This window comes from Vibrio sp. dhg (assembly GCF_003443775.1).
In the GTDB taxonomy this organism is placed as follows: Bacteria; Pseudomonadota; Gammaproteobacteria; order Enterobacterales; family Vibrionaceae; genus Vibrio; species Vibrio natriegens.
Genome location: NZ_CP028944.1, coordinates 1,599,046 through 1,621,060, shown reverse-complemented (window position 1 = coordinate 1,621,060; position 22,015 = coordinate 1,599,046). Strand labels below are relative to the sequence as shown.

General features: G+C 42.3%; 17 protein-coding genes and 2 pseudogenes. 7 read left to right on the top strand and 12 right to left on the bottom strand.

Annotated features, from left to right (window positions below; all coding sequences use genetic code 11):
* Positions 1-271: 271 nt before the first annotated feature.
* Positions 272-1,873 (bottom strand): xylulokinase, encoded by a 1,602-nt coding sequence (locus DBX26_RS22935; RefSeq protein ID WP_118121010.1) that lies wholly within the window; start codon positions 1,871-1,873, stop codon positions 272-274.
* A 276-nt stretch (positions 1,874-2,149) separates the two neighbouring features.
* Positions 2,150-2,896 carry an SDR family oxidoreductase gene (locus DBX26_RS22930; protein ID WP_162889760.1) on the bottom strand — a complete coding sequence of 249 codons (747 nt, stop codon included), beginning with the start codon at positions 2,894-2,896 and terminating at the stop codon, positions 2,150-2,152.
* 669 nt (positions 2,897-3,565) lie between these two features.
* Here DBX26_RS22930 and DBX26_RS22925 point away from each other — a divergent pair.
* Genes DBX26_RS22925 through DBX26_RS22915 form a run of 3 tightly spaced genes read left to right on the top strand, consistent with a single transcriptional unit; the run spans position 3,566 to position 7,043 of the window.
* The gene (locus DBX26_RS22925; RefSeq protein ID WP_118121009.1) at positions 3,566-4,501 is read left to right on the top strand and encodes an ABC transporter substrate-binding protein; all 936 of its coding nucleotides are present in this window, start codon (positions 3,566-3,568) and stop codon (positions 4,499-4,501) included.
* A 56-nt stretch (positions 4,502-4,557) separates the two neighbouring features.
* Entirely contained in the window at positions 4,558-6,057 is a 1,500-nt protein-coding gene (locus DBX26_RS22920) for a sugar ABC transporter ATP-binding protein (RefSeq protein ID WP_118121008.1), read from the top strand.
* Entirely contained in the window at positions 6,054-7,043 is a 990-nt protein-coding gene (locus DBX26_RS22915) for an ABC transporter permease (protein WP_118121007.1), read from the top strand. Before DBX26_RS22920 ends, DBX26_RS22915 begins: the two co-directional genes overlap by 4 nt.
* A gap of 126 nt (positions 7,044-7,169) precedes the next feature.
* Here the strand turns inward: DBX26_RS22915 and DBX26_RS22910 are convergent, their stop codons facing one another.
* The 3 genes and pseudogenes from DBX26_RS22910 to DBX26_RS22900 all read right to left on the bottom strand — a co-directional run.
* Entirely contained in the window at positions 7,170-8,162 is a 993-nt protein-coding gene (locus tag DBX26_RS22910; protein ID WP_118121006.1) for a LacI family DNA-binding transcriptional regulator, read from the bottom strand.
* 177 nt (positions 8,163-8,339) lie between these two features.
* A pseudogene (locus tag DBX26_RS25685) lies at positions 8,340-8,655 on the bottom strand (IS4 family transposase); the annotation flags it as partial.
* 132 nt (positions 8,656-8,787) lie between these two features.
* Positions 8,788-8,925: pseudogene (locus DBX26_RS22900) on the bottom strand (IS66 family insertion sequence element accessory protein TnpB); the annotation flags it as partial.
* Between the two features lie 891 nt (positions 8,926-9,816).
* On the opposite strand from DBX26_RS22900, the gene DBX26_RS22890 reads away from it, so the two are divergent.
* Positions 9,817-10,155 carry a cytosolic protein gene (locus DBX26_RS22890; RefSeq protein ID WP_118121004.1) on the top strand — a complete coding sequence of 113 codons (339 nt, stop codon included), beginning with the start codon at positions 9,817-9,819 and terminating at the stop codon, positions 10,153-10,155.
* Between the two features lie 231 nt (positions 10,156-10,386).
* Here DBX26_RS22890 and DBX26_RS22885 read toward each other — a convergent pair whose 3' ends face one another.
* Positions 10,387-10,983 (bottom strand): tyrosine-type recombinase/integrase, encoded by a 597-nt coding sequence (locus DBX26_RS22885; protein WP_118121003.1) that lies wholly within the window; start codon positions 10,981-10,983, stop codon positions 10,387-10,389.
* A 278-nt stretch (positions 10,984-11,261) separates the two neighbouring features.
* Here DBX26_RS22885 and DBX26_RS22880 point away from each other — a divergent pair, with 278 nt between their 5' ends.
* Entirely contained in the window at positions 11,262-11,753 is a 492-nt protein-coding gene (locus tag DBX26_RS22880; protein ID WP_065303750.1) for a VOC family protein, read from the top strand.
* Positions 11,754-11,868: 115 nt separating this feature from the next.
* On the opposite strand, the gene DBX26_RS22875 is transcribed toward DBX26_RS22880, so the two are convergent.
* From DBX26_RS22875 to DBX26_RS22850, 6 genes are all read right to left on the bottom strand, one after another.
* A complete protein-coding gene (locus DBX26_RS22875; RefSeq protein WP_118121002.1) occupies positions 11,869-12,807 on the bottom strand; it encodes a LysR family transcriptional regulator in 939 nt (312 codons plus the stop codon).
* 253 nt (positions 12,808-13,060) lie between these two features.
* Positions 13,061-13,645, bottom strand: a complete 585-nt coding sequence (locus tag DBX26_RS22870; protein ID WP_118121001.1) for a cold shock and DUF1294 domain-containing protein — start codon at positions 13,643-13,645, stop codon at positions 13,061-13,063.
* A 152-nt stretch (positions 13,646-13,797) separates the two neighbouring features.
* Positions 13,798-14,058, bottom strand: coding sequence for a DUF5062 family protein (locus DBX26_RS22865; RefSeq protein WP_020335235.1), 261 nt, complete (start codon positions 14,056-14,058; stop codon positions 13,798-13,800).
* Between the two features lie 139 nt (positions 14,059-14,197).
* Positions 14,198-14,413, bottom strand: coding sequence for a hypothetical protein (locus DBX26_RS22860; RefSeq protein WP_254063569.1), 216 nt, complete (start codon positions 14,411-14,413; stop codon positions 14,198-14,200).
* 780 nt (positions 14,414-15,193) lie between these two features.
* Complete coding sequence (melB, locus tag DBX26_RS22855; RefSeq protein ID WP_118121000.1) at positions 15,194-16,567, bottom strand: melibiose:sodium transporter MelB; 1,374 nt, start codon at positions 16,565-16,567, stop codon at positions 15,194-15,196.
* A 361-nt stretch (positions 16,568-16,928) separates the two neighbouring features.
* Complete coding sequence (locus DBX26_RS22850) at positions 16,929-19,049, bottom strand: alpha-galactosidase (protein WP_118120999.1); 2,121 nt, start codon at positions 19,047-19,049, stop codon at positions 16,929-16,931.
* Between the two features lie 759 nt (positions 19,050-19,808).
* Here DBX26_RS22850 and DBX26_RS22845 point away from each other — a divergent pair.
* Together DBX26_RS22845 and DBX26_RS22840 are read left to right on the top strand one after the other, a co-directional pair.
* A complete protein-coding gene (locus DBX26_RS22845; RefSeq protein ID WP_118120998.1) occupies positions 19,809-21,050 on the top strand; it encodes a carbohydrate porin in 1,242 nt (413 codons plus the stop codon).
* 70 nt (positions 21,051-21,120) lie between these two features.
* The gene (locus DBX26_RS22840) at positions 21,121-21,999 is read left to right on the top strand and encodes a MalM family protein (protein WP_118120997.1); all 879 of its coding nucleotides are present in this window, start codon (positions 21,121-21,123) and stop codon (positions 21,997-21,999) included.
* The last annotated feature ends 16 nt before the right edge of the window (positions 22,000-22,015 follow it).

Genomic DNA, 22,015 nt, shown 5'->3' with positions numbered 1-22,015 from the left:
TCTTCACTCGATTCGCTTGGTAATTAAGGTACGACAGAATCGTTTGGTGATCACAAGTTTCAGTCCGATCAGGCTGAAACGAAAATGGACATTTCCAACTTACGACGACGGGCTAATTTCTACCCTATCGATAAGTTTAGTATCCCAAAACGCAATCAGGCACAGCTTATCGCAGTGCCTGAGGTCTTCTCTTTTAAAAAACTTGTTTTATTCATACAGCGGCTACGTTTTCATAGGGCGCTCAAATTTATACTGATGTTTAGTCGTGATTTTACAATAGATGTTCAACCGCGGCTTTTTCAATACCTAACCCATTAGTATAACGTTGCATAAATTGTTCTGCCCCTAACACATCCGCCTCTGTTGGAGTGACTATACTTTCTTCATCTTGTGCAAATACCTTCTCATTCAAGAAATCCGGTAGTGTTTCACCTAAATCTTGATTCACCATATATGAAGCAAGTAGTGCTATGCCCCAAGCTCCTCCTTCCCCCGCAGTAGCCATGACAGCAACTGGGGCATTTAATGTTCCTGCCAGCAGGGTTTGTGCCACGCCCTCTGTTTTAAATAAGCCGCCATGTGCCGTAACTTTCTCTAGCTTGAGTTGTTCTTCTTTGACTAGCATATCAATGCCTATTTTCATAGCGCCAAATGAAGATTGCAGGTGGACGCGCATGAAATTGGCCAAGTTAAAACGGCTGCCAGCTGAGCATACAAAAAGTGGGCGCCCTTGCTCAAACCCGGTGATATGCTCACCAGACAAGTAGCCATAAGAAAGCAGCCCACCGCAATCTTTGTCACCAAGGAGCGCTTGGTTGTACAAGGTGCTGTAGAGTTCATCGGTATCAACATCGAAGCCCATACTCACCATAGACTCCCGAAACAGTGAGACCCAAGAATCAATATTCGATGTACAATTATTTGAATGTGCCATCGCAACAAGTTTTCCATCTGGGGTAGTCACCAAATCCAACTCAGGGTAAACCTTTGACAACGTTTTTTCTAATACCAGCATGGCAAAGATCGAGGTGCCTGCAGATATGTTACCCGTCCTGGTAGCCACGCTGTTGGTCGCAACCATTCCGGTTCCGGCATCACCTTCAGGCGGGCACAAAGGACAACCGACTTGTAATTGGCCTGATGGATCGATTTTCAATGCCCCTTCCGGGGTAAGTTTTCCTGCGCTCTGCCCGGCCTTGAGTGGCTGGGGAAGGATATCTGCAGTTTTCCATGGATACTGCTTATCAGCTACTAACTGATCAAATTGATTGATCATACTGTTGTAGTATGTACCCGTGGCCACATCTATCGGGAACATGCCGGAGGTATCACCTACACCCAATACTTTTTCTCCTGTCAATTGCCAATGTACATAGCCGGCTAATGTGGTAATAAAATTGAGCTCGGCAACATGGGTTTCTCCGTTCAATATAGCCTGGTAAAGGTGAGAAATACTCCAGCGTTGGGGGACAGGATAGTTAAATAGCTCCATTAGCGCCGCTGACGCTTGGGAGGTTGAGTTATTCCTCCATGTTCTGAATGGCGCCAAAAGCCTGGACTCATTATCAAAAGCTAGGTAGCCATGCATCATGCCACTGATACCAATCGCAGCCACCTTGGTTAACTGGGTCGAATATTTATTGCGAATAGAGGTTTGCAGATCAATATAAGCCTGCTGAATACCACTCCAGACATCGTCTAGGTCATAGGTCCAATTTCCGTCTTGACAACAGCTTTCCCAACCAAAACCACCACTGGCGATTGGTTGGTTTTCATTGTTGATCAGGACTGCTTTAATGCGGGTTGACCCTAATTCGATACCTAAAATGGCATTTCCGGCAATAATTGTATCTCTATCGTGTTGTTCCGACATATATGACTCCTGCGCAATAGAATGGATGGCAAATCCAGAAGTAATAGATTCTGTATGAAAGAAAATCGTGTCTTCGTCGCACCACTAATAGCTGTTCCTAATACTGCTACATTTGGCATTCTGATCCTTTTGCTGCACTACTCTTATCAAGTATTTTGCTGCAGACTTGCCGTACAAGGGTGCAACAAAATGCTTGAACAATCCCTTGCAGAACAAGTCGTGCAAACGAGAGAGCTGTAATCAGGAACAGTGTTAGTTATTCGACGTAATTGTGTGCTACAAATCGACACTATTAGGTAAAATGACTAAATCACGTACAGTGACTCCTGGCGATCTGGTAACCATAAATAATACAGATTCAGCGACTTCAATTGGTTGCATCAGGCTGCCGTTTGCTAAAGCCTCTTCCATTTTCTCTTTCGGCCAATCATCAAGAAGTGATGTTACCACTGGGCCAGGCAGAACAGAGCTTACCCGTACACCATGCTCTGCTACCTGGCGACGTGTGGAGTGGACAAAAGCTTGTACCGCAAACTTTGATGCCGTATAGATTGGCTCCCAGACAACAGGTACTACACCAGCGATGGAACTGGTAAATAGAAGGTCGCCTGATTTCTGTTCGATAAAGTGGGGAAGAACAGCACGGGCACAACGGAAGGCGGCGTTAACATTAAGGTTTAGCACTTTATCCCATACGTTCGGGTCGCCCTCGGCAGCAGCGCCGCCAATGTATGCCCCAGCATTAGCATGAAAAATATCCAGCCTTCCTGCTACCTGCAAAATCTTATTTAGGAGGCCATCAACAGCATTTGGGTCCAAAAGGTCAATTTGCAGCGCAATGGCGTTCTCTCCCATCTGGGTTATTTCACTGTCTAACTTTTTGGCATCTCGGTCAATCAGGACGACTTTGGCTCCCGCTTTATGCAGGATTTTTGCACATTCCAGGCCTATACCTGATGCAGCGCCGGTAATGGCAGCAACTTTTCCTTCAAGAGATGTGTTAATAAGATTGCATTGATTCATTTTTTGCTCCTCGAGATAAAATCGAACTCATAATGTTAACGTCAACATTATAAACATCATCTACACTAAGTAAGATTAATACAAGTCACACTTTCGGTTCATAGAGGTCAATTAGTTTGAAGATTGTGAGATTCATCCCGGATGATTCACTTGCAATCTACATGTAGACAAAAAGAAACCACACCTTACAAACTAGCCATTCCCCCGAAACAAACTGCGATTAAGAATTTATGCTAAATGTAACAAGTATCATTAATAGCAATTTAACTAGATAAAATAACTATATTATCATTATTTTTTGCGATATTAATCTACACAAATTCCTTTTATCCACACATGTTACCACTGGATTATTTACTTGTAACCTTGGGAAATTTTATCGGGAGATTCTCTCTATGTTTTACGTGATGCACAATCACCACGCTTGGTTAACATAAATTGCGTGGCTCACATAATAAATTTAACATTTGTCACAATTTCACACCAAATATCCTTAACAAAAAATTATGCGTGATAAAAATCACAGTAAATGTCGATTTTACCCTCAATAATGTTGACGTTGTCATTTAAGAAAAAGCCAAAATAACATCGTCAATATTTTGATGCTTCATAACAACCAATAACTTGCTGTATATAAAAAACCTATCGAAACCAGTACAAGGAAACATTATGTCTCTAATCAAAAATACTCTACGCAAGGCTGCAATTGCCGGATGTATTGCCGGTGCATCACTAATGACGGCTGGAGCTTATGCCAAAGATAAAGCCCACGAACTAACTATTGGTATGTCATTCCAAGATCTTAATAACTCTTACTTCATCGTAATGAAGGAATCATTAGAGCAGATTGGCAAGGAGCTTGACGCGAAGATTATTATCACTGATGCTCGCCATGATGTATCTAAGCAAATCAACGATGTAGAAGATATGTTGCAGAAGGATGTCGATATTCTGCTAATTAACCCAACAGATTCTATTGGTATTCAATCAGCTGTGATGTCAGCTAAAGAAGCTGGTGTAATCACCATCGCGATTGATGCCCAAGCTGAAGGTGGAGTTGATGGTTTTGTTGGCTCTAAGAACTACGACGCCGGGTTCAAAGCGGGTGAATACCTGGCAGAAGCCATTGGCAAAAAAGGTGAAGTTGCCATTATCGATGGTATTCCTGTAGTGCCTATCCTTGAACGTGTTCGCGGTTTTGAAGATGCCATGAAAAACTACCCGAATATCAAAGTAGTAGATAAGCAAAATGGCAAACAACAACGTTCAATGACACTCACAGTGACTGAGAACATGCTTCAGGCACACCCAAACCTGGCAGGGATTTTCTCTGTTAATGATGATGGCACTATGGGAGCTTTAGCTGCCGTTGAAGCTTCTGGTCAGGATGTGAAATTCACTTCTGTTGACGGACACCCTGAAGCGATTGAAGCCATCCAAAAAGGCTCCCACTTAATTGCTACTTCGGCGCAACACCCTCGAGATATGGTTCGCATTGGTGTCGGCCTCGGTCTGGCTAAGCTTTGGGGCGCTAATATACCATCAGAAACTCCAATCAACATCGACTTAATTGACCACAAAAACGCAGGCAGCTTTGCTTGGTAACTCACCTTATCCAGCCCTTACCGAGTAAGGGCTGGTTACCAAGAGGAATGTAAATAATGAGTGCATTGTTAGAACTTGATGGGATTAGTAAGTCATTTCCTGGAGTTAAAGCGTTAGACAATATCACTATTACACTACAAAGCAGCGAAATTCATGCTTTGCTTGGAGAAAATGGTGCAGGTAAGTCAACCTTAATGAAAGTGCTTTGCGGCATTCATAATAACGACGAAGGCATAATCCGAATAAAAGGGGTCGCGCAAGAATTTGACGGCTACCGGGATGCGATAGCTGCTGGTGTAGGTATTATATTCCAGGAATTTTCACTTATTCCCTATTTAAACGCAGTAGAAAACATCTTTCTTAACCGGGAAATAAAAAACAAGTTTGGATTATTGAACAAAAACTTGATGCGTCAGGAAGCGGCTACTATCCTCGAGCGGTTAAATGTGGACGTGGACTTAACTGTTCCTGTAGAGCAGCTGAGTATTGCGCAGCAACAATTTGTTGAAATTGCCAAGGCGCTGTCACTTAATGCAAAAATCCTAGTATTCGATGAGCCAACGGCAACATTAACACCACGTGAAGCAACACACTTATTTAATCTCATGAGGGAACTAAAAGAACTGGGGGTAGGTATGTTCTTTATTTCACATCACCTCGAAGAAATTAATGAAATATGCGATACCATTTCTGTTTTACGTGATGGCGCCTATGTTGGCACCCGCCCCGTCGCTGGTACTACTGTCGACGAATTAGTTGAAATGATGGTTGGGCGTAAAGTTGAATCAATTTTCCCAGCCAAAGCGGATTATATTGAACGTAAACAGCCTATCTTAGAAATTAAGTCACTACAGCTGAAAAAAAACGGTCCCGTTAACAGCTTTAACCTTTATAAAGGAGAGATCCTCGGTTTTGCTGGATTGGTTGGCTCGGGAAGGACAGAAGTCGCACGGGCTATTATTGGGGCTGATAAAGCTGCCCAGAAAGAGGTTACCTATATGGGTGATAAGCATGCCTTTAACTGCCCAGCGGAGTCACTTAAGAAAGGAATAGGCCTCTTACCTGAAGATAGAAAAAATGAAGGCTTGGTACTTTCATTCTCTGTAACGGACAACATAACCCTTAATAACCATACTGATGAAATCTATATGAAAACACTCATCAGTAGTCGTGCTGAAAATAACAAATCTGAAAGGTTAATTAAGAAAGTTGGTATTAAAACCCCATCAGGCGATACCAAAGTTAAAAACCTTTCCGGTGGTAACCAACAGAAAGTTGTTATTGCTCGTTGGCTAAACAACTCTTGTAACATTCTGATTTTCGATGAACCAACTCGCGGTATTGATGTTGGAGCCAAAGCTGAAATCTATGAACTAATGCGTAGTCTTACCGAACAAGGTATCTCAATCATCATGATCTCTTCTGAGTTACCAGAAGTGATTGGTGTATGTGACCGTGTTGCGGTATTTCGCGAAGGGGAAATTGTAGCTCAATTAACAGGTGATGATATTGAGTCTAATAACATCATGTTACATGCAACGGGGAACAAACAATGAATACAAAAGTAAACGCAATCCAATTAGAGCAAGATACACCAACATGGAAACTGAGAATTAAAACCTGGGCTAAACACCCGGTTTTCTATCCTATGGTTGGTTTCTTGACTGTGTTCATCATTATGATGTTCGCTAATGACAATTTTCTTACCTCAAATAACTTGACAAACATTGCCCGCCAGGTATCTATCAATGCCATCATTGCTGTCGGTATGACTTGTGCCATCTTGTTAGGTGGAATAGATCTATCTGTGGGCTCTGTTATGGCTTTGTCTGGCACAGTGACAGCCGGACTGATGGTTTCCGGTTTGCCCCCAGAATTAGCCATTTTCTTAGGCCTCTTATTAGGTGCTGCATTCGGTGGGGTTAATGGTTTTCTGATAGCTTATGCGAAAATGCCGGCGTTTATCGTTACCCTTGCCACTCTGGGTGTCGCTCGTGGTTTGTCGCTTATTTACACTGGCGGTTATCCTATCGCAGGCCTACCTAAATGGTTCTCAGTATTTGGTCGTGGAGATATCATGGGGATTCAGACTCCAATCTTGATCATGATTATCACCTACTTTTTGGCTTACATTATTCTCAACCATACTCCTTTTGGGCGCCACGTTTATGCAATCGGAGGTAATGAAGAAGCTTCTCGACTTAGTGGTATTAAAGTCTCCAAAACTGTGCTATCGGTATATATCATTAGTGGTACAACCGCTGCTCTGGCAGGTTTGATCCTTACTTCCCGTCTTATGTCTGGCCAGCCTAATGCAGGTGTTGCATTTGAGTTGGATGCCATCGCAGCTGTGGTGTTGGGAGGTGCGTCAATGGCTGGTGGTAAAGGTGCGATTATAGGTACACTAGTTGGGGCTATGTTGCTAGGGGTATTGAATAATGGCCTGAACCTAGCTGGTATATCTCCTTACGTCCAGAATGTTATCAAAGGCATCATAATTCTGGTCGCAATTTATGTGGGTTCTGAAAAGAAACGTTCATAGTAACCCCATTGAGTCCAATAATTAATAGCAAGGTAAAGTGATAAAAATAAACCCCGTCTAATAAAATAGCCAAGATGTTTACAAAAACATCTTGGCTATTTTTTATATCTGTAACAATAAATACGATTATAATTTTTTAGTATTTAATGTAACTCCTTTAAGATATACACGCTCCATTAAATGGCTACCATCAATTTTAGAAAATAGTAGTTCAGCAAGCTCTCTTCCCCAACGCAGATTATCATGTACAACACAAGGAATCTCAATGCCAAAGTCATCAGCGTTTGGCACGTTATCAACTGAAACGAATTTAACACCATGCCAATTTAGCTTATTTGTCGCCCTAATGGATGCTAGGGTTATAATACCATTCAGGCCTGCAATACAATCATATTCACCTTTATGATCAGCTAGATAATTGATAATTATTGGCTTGGATTTCTCATATTCATAATCGGAGAAAAGATAATCAAGGGAGACGTCATTTGAAATCGTAGATTGTATTCCTTCTATTCTCTCTCGCGTGATCATTGACGATTCATCGCCTCCAATCACGAGAACTCGCTTGCACTTCATTGACGATAAAATGTTACCGACCTTTTCCCCTGAATCATGGTTGTCAATAAAAACACCAGGGAGTTCCATGGACTTAATATCTCTATCCATCAATACAAGTTCAGTATCTGAACTATTAACCATACTTAGATATGGGGGATTGTAGCCACTATCATCATTAACCACAGAAAGAAAAATCCCGGCAGCTTTATAACTAACCAGTGTCTTTATAGCTTTTTCCTCTATAGCTGAAGAGCCTGAGCTTGAAAAAATCATGACTGAGTAACCTTTTCGTTCCGCTACTGAGCAGACTTCATTAATTACTGAAGAATAAACCGGGTTAAAAGCATTGTCAGTCACGAAACCAATAATATTACTTGTTTTCGTTTTCAAATTTTTTGCATAGACGTTAGGGATATAGTTCATCTCATCTGCAATCTTGTAGATAAGCTCCCTTGTCTCTTTCTTCACTTTATCAGGACTAGAAAATGCGCGAGAAACCGTAATGTTCGTCACGTTAGCTTTTTGGGCTACATCCTTTATAGTTGCGTTCTTTGTGATCATTACATCTTGCCCAATTTAACAAAATCAGATTTAAACCATTAAAATTATAAACATACAAGACCATTTTATTGATCAGTATTGATATTAGACAGCGTTCTCTGTCAGTTCTTAACCCTTATCTTATCATTAAACAAAGGTTAGGTAATAAACATAAGGGGTTTGTCCTGAGGGAGCCCCTCATAAATCCCCCAGAGCATAGCTACCTTTTAAGAGCTGCTCAGCTAAATCAACCGCCGCTGAGAAGAGATGTTGAGTTGTGACCTCGTAGCCTGGTCGCCTGAGAACTTCCATACCTAATCGAACGGGTAGACAGAACATTTCGATTTCTAACTGTATTTACTTGAAAGTGTCTATCCCACCCTTGGTTTTGCGCACGTATCCCGGCCAGCTAAAACATAAGTTGCTGCATTAGGGCTATGAGCAAAATAATATAAAATCTTCGTGGGCAACTAGTGCGGCTTTGTCGTAGGGCTAATCCATAAACGGGACTCTTGGTTATTGGAGGACAGCTTTATTAATCGCTCGATGTAAGGCTGATACCCATACTGCTTCATACTCCCTTGCTGTTCTAGAAACTCTCTCATCATCTACCATTTTCGTCCTAGATGGGTGATTGTCCAGAGCACTGCAAATGTTGACGTTTTGCATAGAAGATGGAAAAACTCAGACCATGGCGCTCGCAGAACACGCGTTGGGATAGTTGACTGGATTCGTCTTGCCAGAACAGGGTTTGCCATTCTTGGTAGGTGCGCCGTTTAGTCATTTCAGTTCTCCATTTGATCTTAGGACGTACCGATATTGATTAGAATGTGGGGTTTATGATGCTCTTACAACACATCAAACCAATCATTAGATTAATTAGGTCAATTTGTAGCAAAAGACACGTGACCTAAATCTTAGTCTGAGAAGTTTTGGGGCAAAAATGTTTCAGCCCAATCAACCCGAACGAAGATGGACAAACGTTGCTAGTCATTTTGGTAAATTAAAAGTTTGCAAATAACTCAGGTATTGAAAAGTCGCTGACTGGTTTTCGTTGTACAGTTCAGTTGTAACTGAGTTCAATGATACGTGGTTAAAATATCGGCATTATGATGCGCTTACACTAGAGGTTCTTTTAAATGCTAAAAACGCGAAGAAAACAAAATTTACTGGAGGAAAAAACGCAAAGATCAATGAGAAAATGGCACCTAGCTTTCCTTTATTAACTTTACTTTTTCCTAAACGATAACCGACGATTACATTAAATAACACGTACAGCAAGAACAATGGAATTATGATGAAAGAGATCGGAAACATAGTTGCCTCTTAAATTAAGAAATTATCATTACTCAATCTAGAGCATATCAATTACAATATAAAAATTTAACAATAAAGTCACACAAAAATACAAAGCGCGATAATCTCGATATTGAGTCGTTCGATATTTGAATCTAGAAACCTATTTTTAAGGCAACCTTCGTTGTATTGCGCAAACTCACTTCGGGGCACAAATGATTCAGCTCAAGCTGAATCGAAAATGGACAAAAACGTGTATCGAGTGGTCTAGTGAACGTCCGAAAATGGCATAGAATTACCGCCTTTAGCAACTAAATTTCTACTACGCTCTGCACCTGATAGTGATAGAATCTCCGCATCAAAATTATCGAGTAACTCTATGTTTATCCATCATGTTAACGGCATCGACTGGCTGGTGATTACAGCTTTTGAAGAACTGAAACCTATATTCATCGAAGACGCTGGTGCGATCCCCTCTTGCTTCTCTATCGACAGCGAATTGAACCTGATCGATCAAGCCAAGCGTGCTTATGGATATTTGCCTATACTCAGCGGCGTGATCACAGATACCGGCTCTTTTCAAAGCCAGGACAACGAAGAAGATTTGAACCCACAGCTTGCCTGTCTAGTTGAGGGGCGTGGTCGGGTGTTTATCTATCACGGCGGCTTTGTAGCTTTTGTGGATGACGAGCAAACCTTTATTACCCGAATGGACTGAAAAATATTCAGTAAGTTGAAATCGGCGAATTGGCATCCCTAGCTAGGAACGGGGCACTTTTGAGTTACCAAGTGCCAACTGTGAACAGATCGGCCTGATACGCTCTTTGGTGAATTTTTCACCAAAATATCAAATTGTGGTAAGTTGTGGTAAATCGTTTACCACAACTTACCAAAAGCAATTTTGGGGCACAGGCTTTTCAGAAGAAAAGCCTGTAACAGCTCCTGTCTGTCAGCAGTCTGTTTTCTCAGACAACCTCAGAGCGTCTTCTAGCTCAACGCTAAGGTATCGAATTGTGTTATCTAGCTTCGAATGTCCAAGTAAGATCTGTACGGCCCTGATGTTTTTCGTTCTGGCATAGATTAAAGTGGCTTTGGTGCGGCGCATGGAATGAGTGCCGTAATAGCCAGCATTCAATCCCAGTTTTGCAGCCCAGTTCCTTATAATCGAACGATAAAATGAGTAGCTAATGGGCTGCCCTTTACGGCGACAACTTGGAAACAAAAAGCTACTTGCTTCTAGGGATGCGGAGTAGATCCAGCGACTGATACTTTGCTGTGTTCGAGGAGTGATTTCATAGTGTACATCAGTGCCCGTTTTTTGCTGGATGCATTGAACCCTTTCGTAAATCACTCCTTGCGATGAAACATCGTATACGTGCAGTTTTAGTAAATCACTCGCTCTCAACTTACTATCAATGGCTAGGTTTAGCAGAGCAAGCTGCATCAGGTCGTTCTCAAGCTCAAGCCTGGTCCTGATTCGCCAGATTTCTTCAAGCTTAAATGGCCTTTTTATACCGCTACATTTTCCGGAAGATAACTTTCTCATGTTGACCTCCTCATAGGCGCTATTGGTCAACATAAAGTCTGGCTATCAACTACAACTGTTGCAGTTTGGATCGCAGTCCGGCGGGATGTATGAAATACCCCTGGTCATTTTCGTGCAAGCCTAGATCGCACTGAGGTCGTATATGTAACACCTTACCTTTGTTATAATACAAAATTATTATTTTAATAAATAATGATAATTTTATATTAAAAAATGCCGCCATATACTCCTTTCTATTAAAACGATAGTTACAAAATGAAAGGTATTGGGAGCAAATTATGAAAATGAATCACGTAGGTATCATGGTTGGTGATATGGACAAAGCGGTTGAGTTCTATACTAAAGCGCTAGGTCTTCGCATTGTAATGAACAACACTAAAGTGATTGAAGAACGAGAGTCTGCGATTGGGCGCATGTGTATTGCTGTTTTTGGTGAGGGCTTCAAAGGCTTCAATATTGCACACCTAGTAACAACAGATGGTATCGGTGTTGAACTGTTTGAGATGAAAGATCGTCAAGAACGTCATGAAGTAGACTTCTCTCGCCTAGGTATCTTCCACTTCTGCTTACAGCTACCAAAAGAACAGTTTGATACCGCAATCAAGCGTGTTGAAGAGTATGGCGGTAAAGTTCGTATGGACATTATGCGTTACCATCCAGAAGACGAGCTAAAACAAGCACAAATGGTTTACCTAGAAGACCCGTTTGGCAACCTGTTTGAGTTCTACTCACACTCTTACGAAGACACTTACGCTTCAGACTATGAATAAGTAAAAACGTAAAGCAAAAGGTTGGCTTTGATGCCAACCTTTTTTGTATTCATTCCTAGGTCAGATATAAGGCCAAAAAAGCTAATCTCTTCTGAATAATTGCTCTTAACTCTCATCAAACTATTTCAAAAGAGTTCTCGATAACTTTAATGATCTGCTCATAACGCCTAGCAAGTGGTGAATTAAGTTTGCTAATCAAGTAAACAGGCTCTTGTATATCAGCGGTAATATCGAATATTTTTAGCTGTTCTTTGTCTGCGAACAGGTTGACGCACCATCGAGGCACCACCGTAAAACCGATCCCCTTAGCAATAGGAACCAATATTTGATGCACTTGGTTAATGTAGCTTTGTGTCGAAACATCCTCTAAATCGACCAAACGAAGCAAATCATTATTCGCTTGATCAACATAAGTTTGGAAATAGTGAGCCAAATCTGGATGACGAACTACTCCCAACTCCATTAACATTTCATTTATCGGCAAGCTTTCGTCTGCGGAAAGCGGCAGCACAAGAGCAAGGTACTCCGCACCAACAATACGGCTCGCGAAATATTTAGGGTTAGGCTCTTTTGTCACTAGACCTATATCCAATTTTCCCTGCAGTATCTGCTCAAATATACGTTTGTTTGGTGTTGCTTCTAACTCAATGGATAAGTCTGGATAACTCGCTTGCAAAGAAAGTAACTCTGAATAAATCAACCAAGCGAAAGTTCCCGAACAGCCAATAGTACAGCGGCCTCGGAAAGGTTCATCGTGTGCCAAGTTCTGTAATAACTCAAACTCTTCTTCAAAGTGTTTGACAGCATAATCGTAAACTTTACGCCCATAGATGGTTAACTCAAACTTCTTGTTAAATCTCTTTATCAGAGGATAACCGCATGCAGCTTCTAATTTATTTATGTGCTGGCTTACCCCTGGTTGCGTCATGTGGAGTAACTCGGCCGTTTTGGTGAAGTGTCCAACATCGACCAATGTTTTAAAAGTGTTAAGCCAAATAGGATTGAGCATAATTAGAAACCAATAATTATTAATAAATACATTTTCAATAATCATTAATTATACTGAAAACCACTCTTTGTGTCCCTATGCTCAGACAGAACCACAGGTTCATGACGAACTTCAACCAGAGAGAGTCAAATAGGTTAATGACAGATTGAGAGGTTAGATTGCAAGATAGTTCATAATTTTAGAAATGCTGGCTTTTAGACTTCTTCGTATTACTTTAGGCAATACGAATACGCATTACCTGCGTAACTTGGAGTTTCAACACTAAACCACAATGGGGCATTTTCGATTTCAAGCGACTTTATAGACTAGCCAAAGAAGTTTGAATAAACTCTCTTCCAGAAGTCGTGAACAAGCCAATGAGTACACAGATATTAAAAACTATTGTTGCCCATAGTATCGATTTAAATGGTTGCTTTCTTGATTTGTGTCGCAATAGGTATTGTGCCCACAACGCTCCAGGCCACCCACCGATTAGAGAAAGGAGATGAAGAGTATTTTCAGATGTTCTCCAATTCCCACTCAGAGCCGCTTGTTTGTCCCATGCAAACATAAGATAAGTGAATAGGCTCGCGACTAAATACAACGGTAACAGAAACATCTCACCGTCAAAAGCAAATATAGATGCGGCAAGGACAACCAGAAAAATAGAACTGAATAGAATGGTTATAGGTACGCCATGTACACCTTCAATGTACACATTCTTAGCGTTTATGCGACCTTGATTATCTTTACTCAAATCAAAAGTCACATGGTCATTAAGTTTTGGGCGACGATTTATACTCTCTACCGAGGACACATGGAAAAAAACTCTATGTTCACAATCCAAAGCAGATATAAACCCATAACCTTTTGAATCGTCCCACTTTACTATTTGACCTTTCATCACAATCCTCAATTAATACTCTAATAGAAAACCACTTTATAAGTATTTTGTCTCATATGGCAGTATTAGATAAGTTAAGCCAAAGAGCAACGGAAGGTACTATTGAAACTGACAGCTCTAGCAAACTTTGAGGCATAAATGATTTGAAATCATTATTTTAGGGGATCACCATCTGGCAATGCATTGTGAATCCATATGGCTAAGCGTTTCTTAATGTTCGCACCGTCCAACTTGTCTGCTGGTAATGGTGTGATTTGCTTAGCTTCAACCAAGAACAGGTACACAGCTTTCGCTAGAGTCGGTTGGGAGTGTTGAGGTAGTTCAAAACCTTGCATTTTTGCTAGCTTAGAACCCACTTCTAATGCTTTCTTGACGAGCTTATCTTCGTTACGCATTTTTGTTACTTTGGACATGCTTTAGCCTCCTCAGCGTCAACCCGCTCGAGACCACTATATATCCGCAATATCATCGCTCGCAACTGATGGTTTCCTAAATTGCAAAGTAAATCATTTTTGGTTAATTCATTGGGTTTTTAGTTAAAAATACAGTTATTCACAGAACTCCAAGGTAAAGAGCAAAGCGAACGCTTGAAGATACCTGCCACTGAAAGACTCTTGTGATGAACTGTTGACCTGCTAAGGCTACGCCTTTTAATGCTCGCATTAGCTGGCTAGCGCAGTACAAGCTGGTTTTGATAACCCCCGTATCTTTATCCACTGAAAACTCATAATGTGGCTTGAATACCTGCTCTTTACGTTTGCTAAACACGCCGACCATTCGTTGGGTTGATTAGCCACTGAATAAGTAGATGCAAGTGTGCTACATGGATAATCAAGTAAACACATATTGATGCATTAGAGAAATTTGGTCAAATATAGATGACGAGGCTCGGCTTGAGTAATAAATCTAAATGGAAACGGGGCATAAATGAGCTAGCTCGTTGGAATGTCTTCTGTGGAATGTCTTCTGTGGAATGTCTTCTGTGAAATGTCTTCGCCTTGCCTGCTTCGGATAACCTGAGTTTAGTTCAATCAAAGCTGGCGACTTTAATAAAATGCGATTTTAGAGTGTGGGCCAAACCACGTCAGTCATGATTGTTGTAGCTATTATCAATTCAAATAATCAACTTGACCAGCTCCCAACTTTCACATCCAACAAGAGGCTAGTGAGTCCTTACAATACTAAGATGACTTTGCAGACATCGGAAAATGTAAGTCAAATTACGTTCGAGCACGATTAGACTGCACCGTAATTACCAGCAATCCTCTTTAGCGGAAAATTCCAAGACTTCGTAGGTTGATATGCAGACTGCCGTTCAGTTAATTAGAATCAGTTTAATTAATCGACAAGGATAAACTAAACAACAGAAATGGAGGCCATATAAATGAAACTGCTACTCCGTACCACTACAGGCCTTGATATTTGCTAATTCGTTCCATTTTAACAAATGGGTCATTACAACAAAGGCATAACGCATCTAAAGAAACGGAAGGCTAAATAGCCTCCCGTTATAACTATAAACTTTTCGTCAACAGTACTTTGAAAAGACTAAGCTTCTACTGAAACACTTTCAACGCGTCCATTTGAGTGAGGCTCTTCTTTAATAAAGCCTTCGTGTAAGCGGTAGTAACGTCGATAAATAATACCGCTGATGATCATCATGATTGCAGGCAAACCAATCATCATAAATTCAAGCCCCATAATCGTGCTTTCTGATTGTTCAACGTTTGGTACATAGCCAACAATCGATAGACCGACACCAACAATGAAACCACCAGCTGCACCCGCGAATTTCACCAACATGGTTTGTACTGAGAAAATAACACTTTCACTACGACGGCCTGTTTTGTGCTCACCATAGTCAACGACGTCAGCCAGCATTACCGTTTGCAGTGCGTTTGCAATGCCCACACCAAACTTAATCGCAGCACCAGCCATACCAATCATGAGCGCATTCGCTGGAGCAACAAACCCCATAACGAGCAGTAGTACACAAGAAACAACAGGAAAACCACATGCGATGAGCCATAAGTTTTTACGTGGAAGAGCCGCTGCGATACGAGGAAATAAGAATACACCAGCAACTTCAGCCACACCTGCTACCATCATGTACACGGGGAACAATTCAGCATCACCCAACGCGTAAGAGAAGTAGTAAATTGCAAAGCCACCAACCAAAAGGTTTGCGATTTGGAATGAAAGAACCGTACCGATCAGAGCTTTTAACTGGTCGTTTTTACCAATAATGGCCAGCACATCTTTGAAGTTAAATTTTTCTGCAGTTTTTGAGTTTGTAGGTGCAGCCTTTTCTTTTACGTTACGCGCAATCAGGAATGCACTCATAACAAACAGTACCGCAATCAGCATTGCCACGTTAAAGAAACCATCACCTTGGTTGCCGTTACCTAACTTACCCACAATGTGTAAGCCATAAGTACCAGTGATGAACCAAGCAAGACTAGCGAATAAACGCGGCCAAACGACTAACTTTTCTCGTTCCTCGCGAGAGCTAGATAGCGCTGGAATCATTGACCAATAAGGGATGTCCATGATGGTGTAGGTTAGACCCCACAAGATGTAAGCCGCCGCGGCATAGATATACAGTGCCGTACCTTCAAACATGTGAGTACTGAAAAGACCAACCAACACAACCGCGTTTAATAACGTGCCGATCACAATCCATGGGCGGAATTTACCGAATCGAGAGCGGGTGTTATCAACGATCACGCCCATCATCGGGTCGGTGACTGCATCTACGATACGAGCCGCCAGAAAGATAGTACCAACAAATGCTGCAGACAAACCTGCCACATCAGTAAAGTAAAACATTAAGAAGATATAGATAGGAGCACAGGCAAAGTCTTTACCAAGTGCACCAAGACCGTATGAAGCCTTGGTCTGTAGCGTTATTTTATCAGACATAATCGTTCCTTAGTGCCGTACTGCCATGTATTCCCCTAACTAGAATCCATAACGTCGACGTATTGTATTTATATTTCGGTGATAATGTTACTCACACACATAATGCCTTACTGTGATCCACAACCACTTCATGGAAACGTTTACAGATAAGTTTTCAAAATGAGACATAGAGCAATAATTTTGTCTTTTCATTTAGGTAACTAGTTAATTTATCAAATGTTAATCAATGACTTATAAACACAAACAATAAAGAAACCTCATGGATACGTTTTTAAGAGAACGCAAAAAGCCGCACAAACTTTACGTTTCTACGGCATGAATTAATAAAATTTAAAATAAATTAAGATCTGGCGATGCGGTATTATGCGTTTACGCGTTCAAACTTCACCAACATCGCAGTTTCAGCATCTAAAATAGGCATGGTTAATCCCACTTCGGCACACCAATCACCGGAGAGTTCGCAATCCGACTCTGTCCATGGAGGCTGATAATTAACGATATCATCGTAATTCGAAGGCTTATCTAACACAGAAACGCGATATATCCCCTCAGGATCTAAACCCGGAACTCGTAAATGACCGCTGAGTGAATTGGTCGGCATCGCGAGCTGAGCGATCATTACCACAGCCTCGGACTGATCCTCAGAAACAACCGCATGAATCTGATGGGCTTTATCATCAGTTGGTACTCGCCATGTTCTGCCACTGTGCAGCAACGGACGCAATACTTTGTGTAGCCTGATGTAGCGCTCAAAGCCCTGCTTTTCTTGTTGTTCTTCTTTTACCGGGTCCAGCTCTATGCCCATGTGACCAAACAGAGCGGTTAGCCCACGAAACTCAATACTGTGACGACGACGCGTGCTATGGCAATGGCTGGCTCCGATATGGCTCCCCATGACTTCAGGTGGGAAGAAGTAGCTCATACCGCGTTGAATGGTTTGACGTTCAAGCGCATCGTTGTTGTCCGAAGCCCAGAAACGATGCGTACGTTTTAATACTTCGTAATCAATACGGCCGCCACCAGCCGCACACGATTCGATCTCAACTTGTGGATGTCTTTCACGTACTTTATCCACTAACTCATAGTAGCGTCGAGTTTGATTGTGCGCTGCCGCTCGACCAAGGTGACCAGGCTGAACAACTTCACGGTTCATGTCCCACTTGATATAAGCAATGTTGTAAGTTGACAGGAAGTGATCCAATCTTTCGAACAAGAAGTTAAAGGCATCATCATTTTGCAGGTTAATCACATACTGGTTGCGACCTGTCGGCTGATCGTATCCATCGACTGCAAGTAACCAATCTGGATGCATGCGGTACAAGTCAGAATCTTTGTTGATCATTTCTGGTTCGAACCACAATCCAAACTCCATACCTAGTACATTTACGTGGTCAACAATCGGTTGCAAACCATTTGGATACTTGGATTCACATAAGAACCAATCCCCTAACCCTGCTTTGTCGCCATTGCGACCTTTGAACCAGCCGTCATCAATAATGAATCGCTCTACCCCCATTTCTGCCGATTGAGTGGCCATCGACATGATGTATTGCGGATCATGGTCGAAGTAAATACCTTCCCATGTATTCAAGTGAATCGGACGAGGCTTGTCGCTAAAGTTGCTTGGCAAAATCGCATCGCGAACGTGAGAATGGAAGTGATGGCTCATGCCATTCAAACCTGCACTGCTGTGGCTTGCGTACAGCCAAGGCGTAGTCACGCTTTCACCTTCTTCCAGCGCTACTTCACCCGGTAGATAAATCACCTCTGCCTGCATGTAACGGCGTCCATCAGCTTTCACATCCGCGCGCAATCTGTGGTTTCCACTCCAGGCAAAGTGGAATCCCCATACGTCACCATTCATTTCATCAAAGTGAGCCGTACCAGCAACAAGTGCAGGGTAATGCTCATGAGAGGTACGACCGCGACGGTTTTCTTGTTGGTACCCCCCCTGAGTTAAAGGTTGACGGACAGTCTGGAACTCATGTACCCAGCGTCCGTAATACGTCATCAACTCATTTGCTCTCGCTGGCAACGGAAGTGTATTAGAAAGACGATTGACATGATACGTCCCCGCTTTGATGTTGGTTAGCGTGTGACGGGTCTTGACCACATCATGCTCATCCATCTGCAAAATGGTCTTTAAGCGCAGGCCAGCAATAGTGTCTTCACTCTCGATAGCAATGAAGTTTGTACTCGGTTCGATTCGGGTAATGACAAATACGGGCGCCCAATCCTGCCCATCGCGATGACCTTCCACCCCAGGGCTACTGAACACTCCGCGACCAAGCTCAGGATGCAGAGTCATGGATACGTCTTTATCTAAACGTCCATAAGGTACCGGGCGTTGCAGAGTGACACGATAACCTTCCAGATCACCGCTTACTTTCTGTCCCCAATGCAGGATCTCCGCATACTCTCCTAACTCTACGATCAGTTGAGTCTGTTTACCTGCTAGCTCAATCAGCGTTTTTTCCGTCATCTTGTCTTACCTTGAAACTGAAATTTACGTCGCATCATAATGAAAAGAACAAAATAATCTGTGAGCCAGTCCTAAATCATGGAAACGTTTACAGATAAATTTTTCATACTGAGGCGAGCGTAATTTGGCCTAATACCCTCTTATGTTTAACTCAAATCAGAAAGAGAATGTAAGATTTTATTGTTGTAAAATTGGACAGAAAAACACAATAAACAATTATAATTAAAGAAAAAAATTCTATATAACTTACAAACAAATATGAAAATAAGCCTAAAGACCACGCAGTTAAACCTTCAAACTCTTGCAGTGATCAAGCGACACTCGTATTCTTAATGCTTCGAGATTCATAATGAAGTGTCTCTCTTGGGTCCTAACTTTATATCCCAGCTTGACAATTCAGCGCGCCGCCGTGTTCATTACGCCACGAACGACTTGTTGTTTATACTTCCTTGTCTCACATGCCCAATTGAGTTCAGTTGGGCTCTCTTTCATCCTATTACACTCACCAACCCCCTTCCTGACAACCCAAGCAAAATACGCCCTCAACCCGTAAACGATTCCACACAAAACACGTCAAAACCCCATTAAACCAATCCAATAAAGCGATCTAAATCACACAAAATCACAAACAAGCCCTGTTCAGAACAAAAATGCCAACCTCATCATGAAAACGTTTCCAGAGTTTCATTACACTGCTCGCGAGTTAGGACTCAAATAAAAAAAATAAATCCATAAATAAAAATAGAATGGAGACACTTCATGAAACAAAAGACGCTTGTAAGAGTGCTTGGGTTAACCCTTGCCTTAGCACCGCTTGCTAGTATGGCTGCAGTGGAAAACGTGACTTACTTTGGCTACGCCAAATGGGGCAATATCTACACCGATAACGACGAACACAACGATGGTAAAGGCGAACGTAACGACGTGATTCGCGCAGGCCAAGGTTATGGTAACTACCGTTTGGGTAACGAACTGAATTGGTGGGAAGCGGGTGTAAAAGCTGACGTATGGCAGCAAGGTGATGCGTACTTTGATACCACTCTTTACTTGGGCAGTGGCGAAAGCTGGGGTGACGTGAGTGTGATCCAAATGTGGTCAGCCGGTTACGGACTGTTTGACGGCCAAGCTGACGCTTCCATCTGGGCGGGTGAACGTTTCTACCGCCGTCATGAAGTGCACATGATCGACATTAAATACTGGGATACCTCAAGCACTGGTATCGGTATTGAAAACTGGGATCTCGGTTTTGCCAAAGGTCATTTTGCCTGGATGGCGCCAAATTCGAGTGCAGATGGACGTAGTTTACACAATCTGGATGCACGCTTGAGTGGCATCGAATTAAGCAACAGCGCGGATCTTACCGTTGGTCTGAATTATGTCTTCACCCAAAACTCAAGCTACGACGAAAGTGACATCACCACCTCTGGCGCCATGCTCTCTGCCCTTTATCGTCAAGCCTGGAACTATGGTTCAAACACATTTGCATTCCAATACGGCACTGACGCGCTTGCGGGCGGTTTAATGAGTGCGGAAGGCGGTTCTAATCGTAAATACAGCACTGGTGTCGAACATGATGGTTACAGCTGGCGCATTTTTAACTCTGGTGATCTGAACGTCAACGAAGATTTCCAAGTGATGTATTCCATCGCCTACCAAGACAATAACCTGGATAACAGCGAAGGCGAAAAGTGGTTTAGCGTAGGTACGCGACCTCAATACAGCTGGACAGAATATATGGCGACTGCTCTGGAAGTGGGTTACGAGTCAGTAGAAGCACAAAACGGTGCTGGCACAAACGATATGTACAAAGTCACGCTAGCGCAGATGTTCCAGGCTGGCAAAGGGGTTTGGGCTCGTCCATCTCTGCGTTTATTCGCAACATACTCAGAAAAAACCGATGAATGGAGCCGCGGCGGTGACGTTTATGGCGACTCACAAAGCATAAGCAAGAGCGACGTAGATGAAGTGACATTCGGCTTTAACGTCGAAACATGGTGGTAATGCACCAAAGCTACTATTTTTGAACGCAATGGGGTGAGAGATTTACTCACCCCGTAAAAGGACAAAACCGATGAAACTAAAACCGTTGGCAACTCTATTCATAGCACTGTCTCTTGGCGCATGCAGTAGCTTACCAGAGCAAGCCTTTAATACTGACTTGAACACGCAGGCGTGCTGCTCAACACTAGACACGTTACCTCTGACGGCATTGTCGACACCTTTCCACCAGCAAGTGGTTATGGACGCCAATTTGCCAACATTGAGTATCGCGGTTTTATCGGGTTCAGAAACCGCTTCATCACAAGCACTTCCTGTAACGAGCTACCGAATTACAGCGGATACGCCTTTTTCGCTGTTAGTTCGATCTTATATTGATAACAATGCACTCTTTGCTGCGAACATTCGCATTTATGATGGTAATTGGCAGCTAATTTCCAGCTATTCAGCTGAAACTTTCGACTACCGAACGACAGGAATGCGTGGATTAGAACGTATTGAGAGAGTCGTCACTATCAATCCACAACTTAATGGCGCGAAATACATTGTTATCGCGTCAGATAATGCCCTGTTTGGTAAAGAATTAACCCGCATTCATCCTGAACAAGTCTACGCAGATTCACAAAATATTATTGGCAATAAGCAATTGCCTCTCACGGCGGAATACCAACCGTTTGGCGTGATTGACGTAACCACCAGTGCGTCAGACAACAATGCGGTACTGACACTCTTGGCAGAACTCGGCAAGAAGAATCCTGATACCCAACCACAAATGTCAGTACCACAAGCGACATCAACAGAGTCACCACAGGTATGGTCCTACTATCGGGAACAAATTGATTCGGCTCTAGAAGTGAACAACGTAAAACAAGCAGCAGAAATCGCCAATAAAGCCGAAGAACAAGGCATGAGCCAAGCAAAAGACTATCTCGTACAGCAGTTAGCTAAATAGCTCATTATAAAAGCAA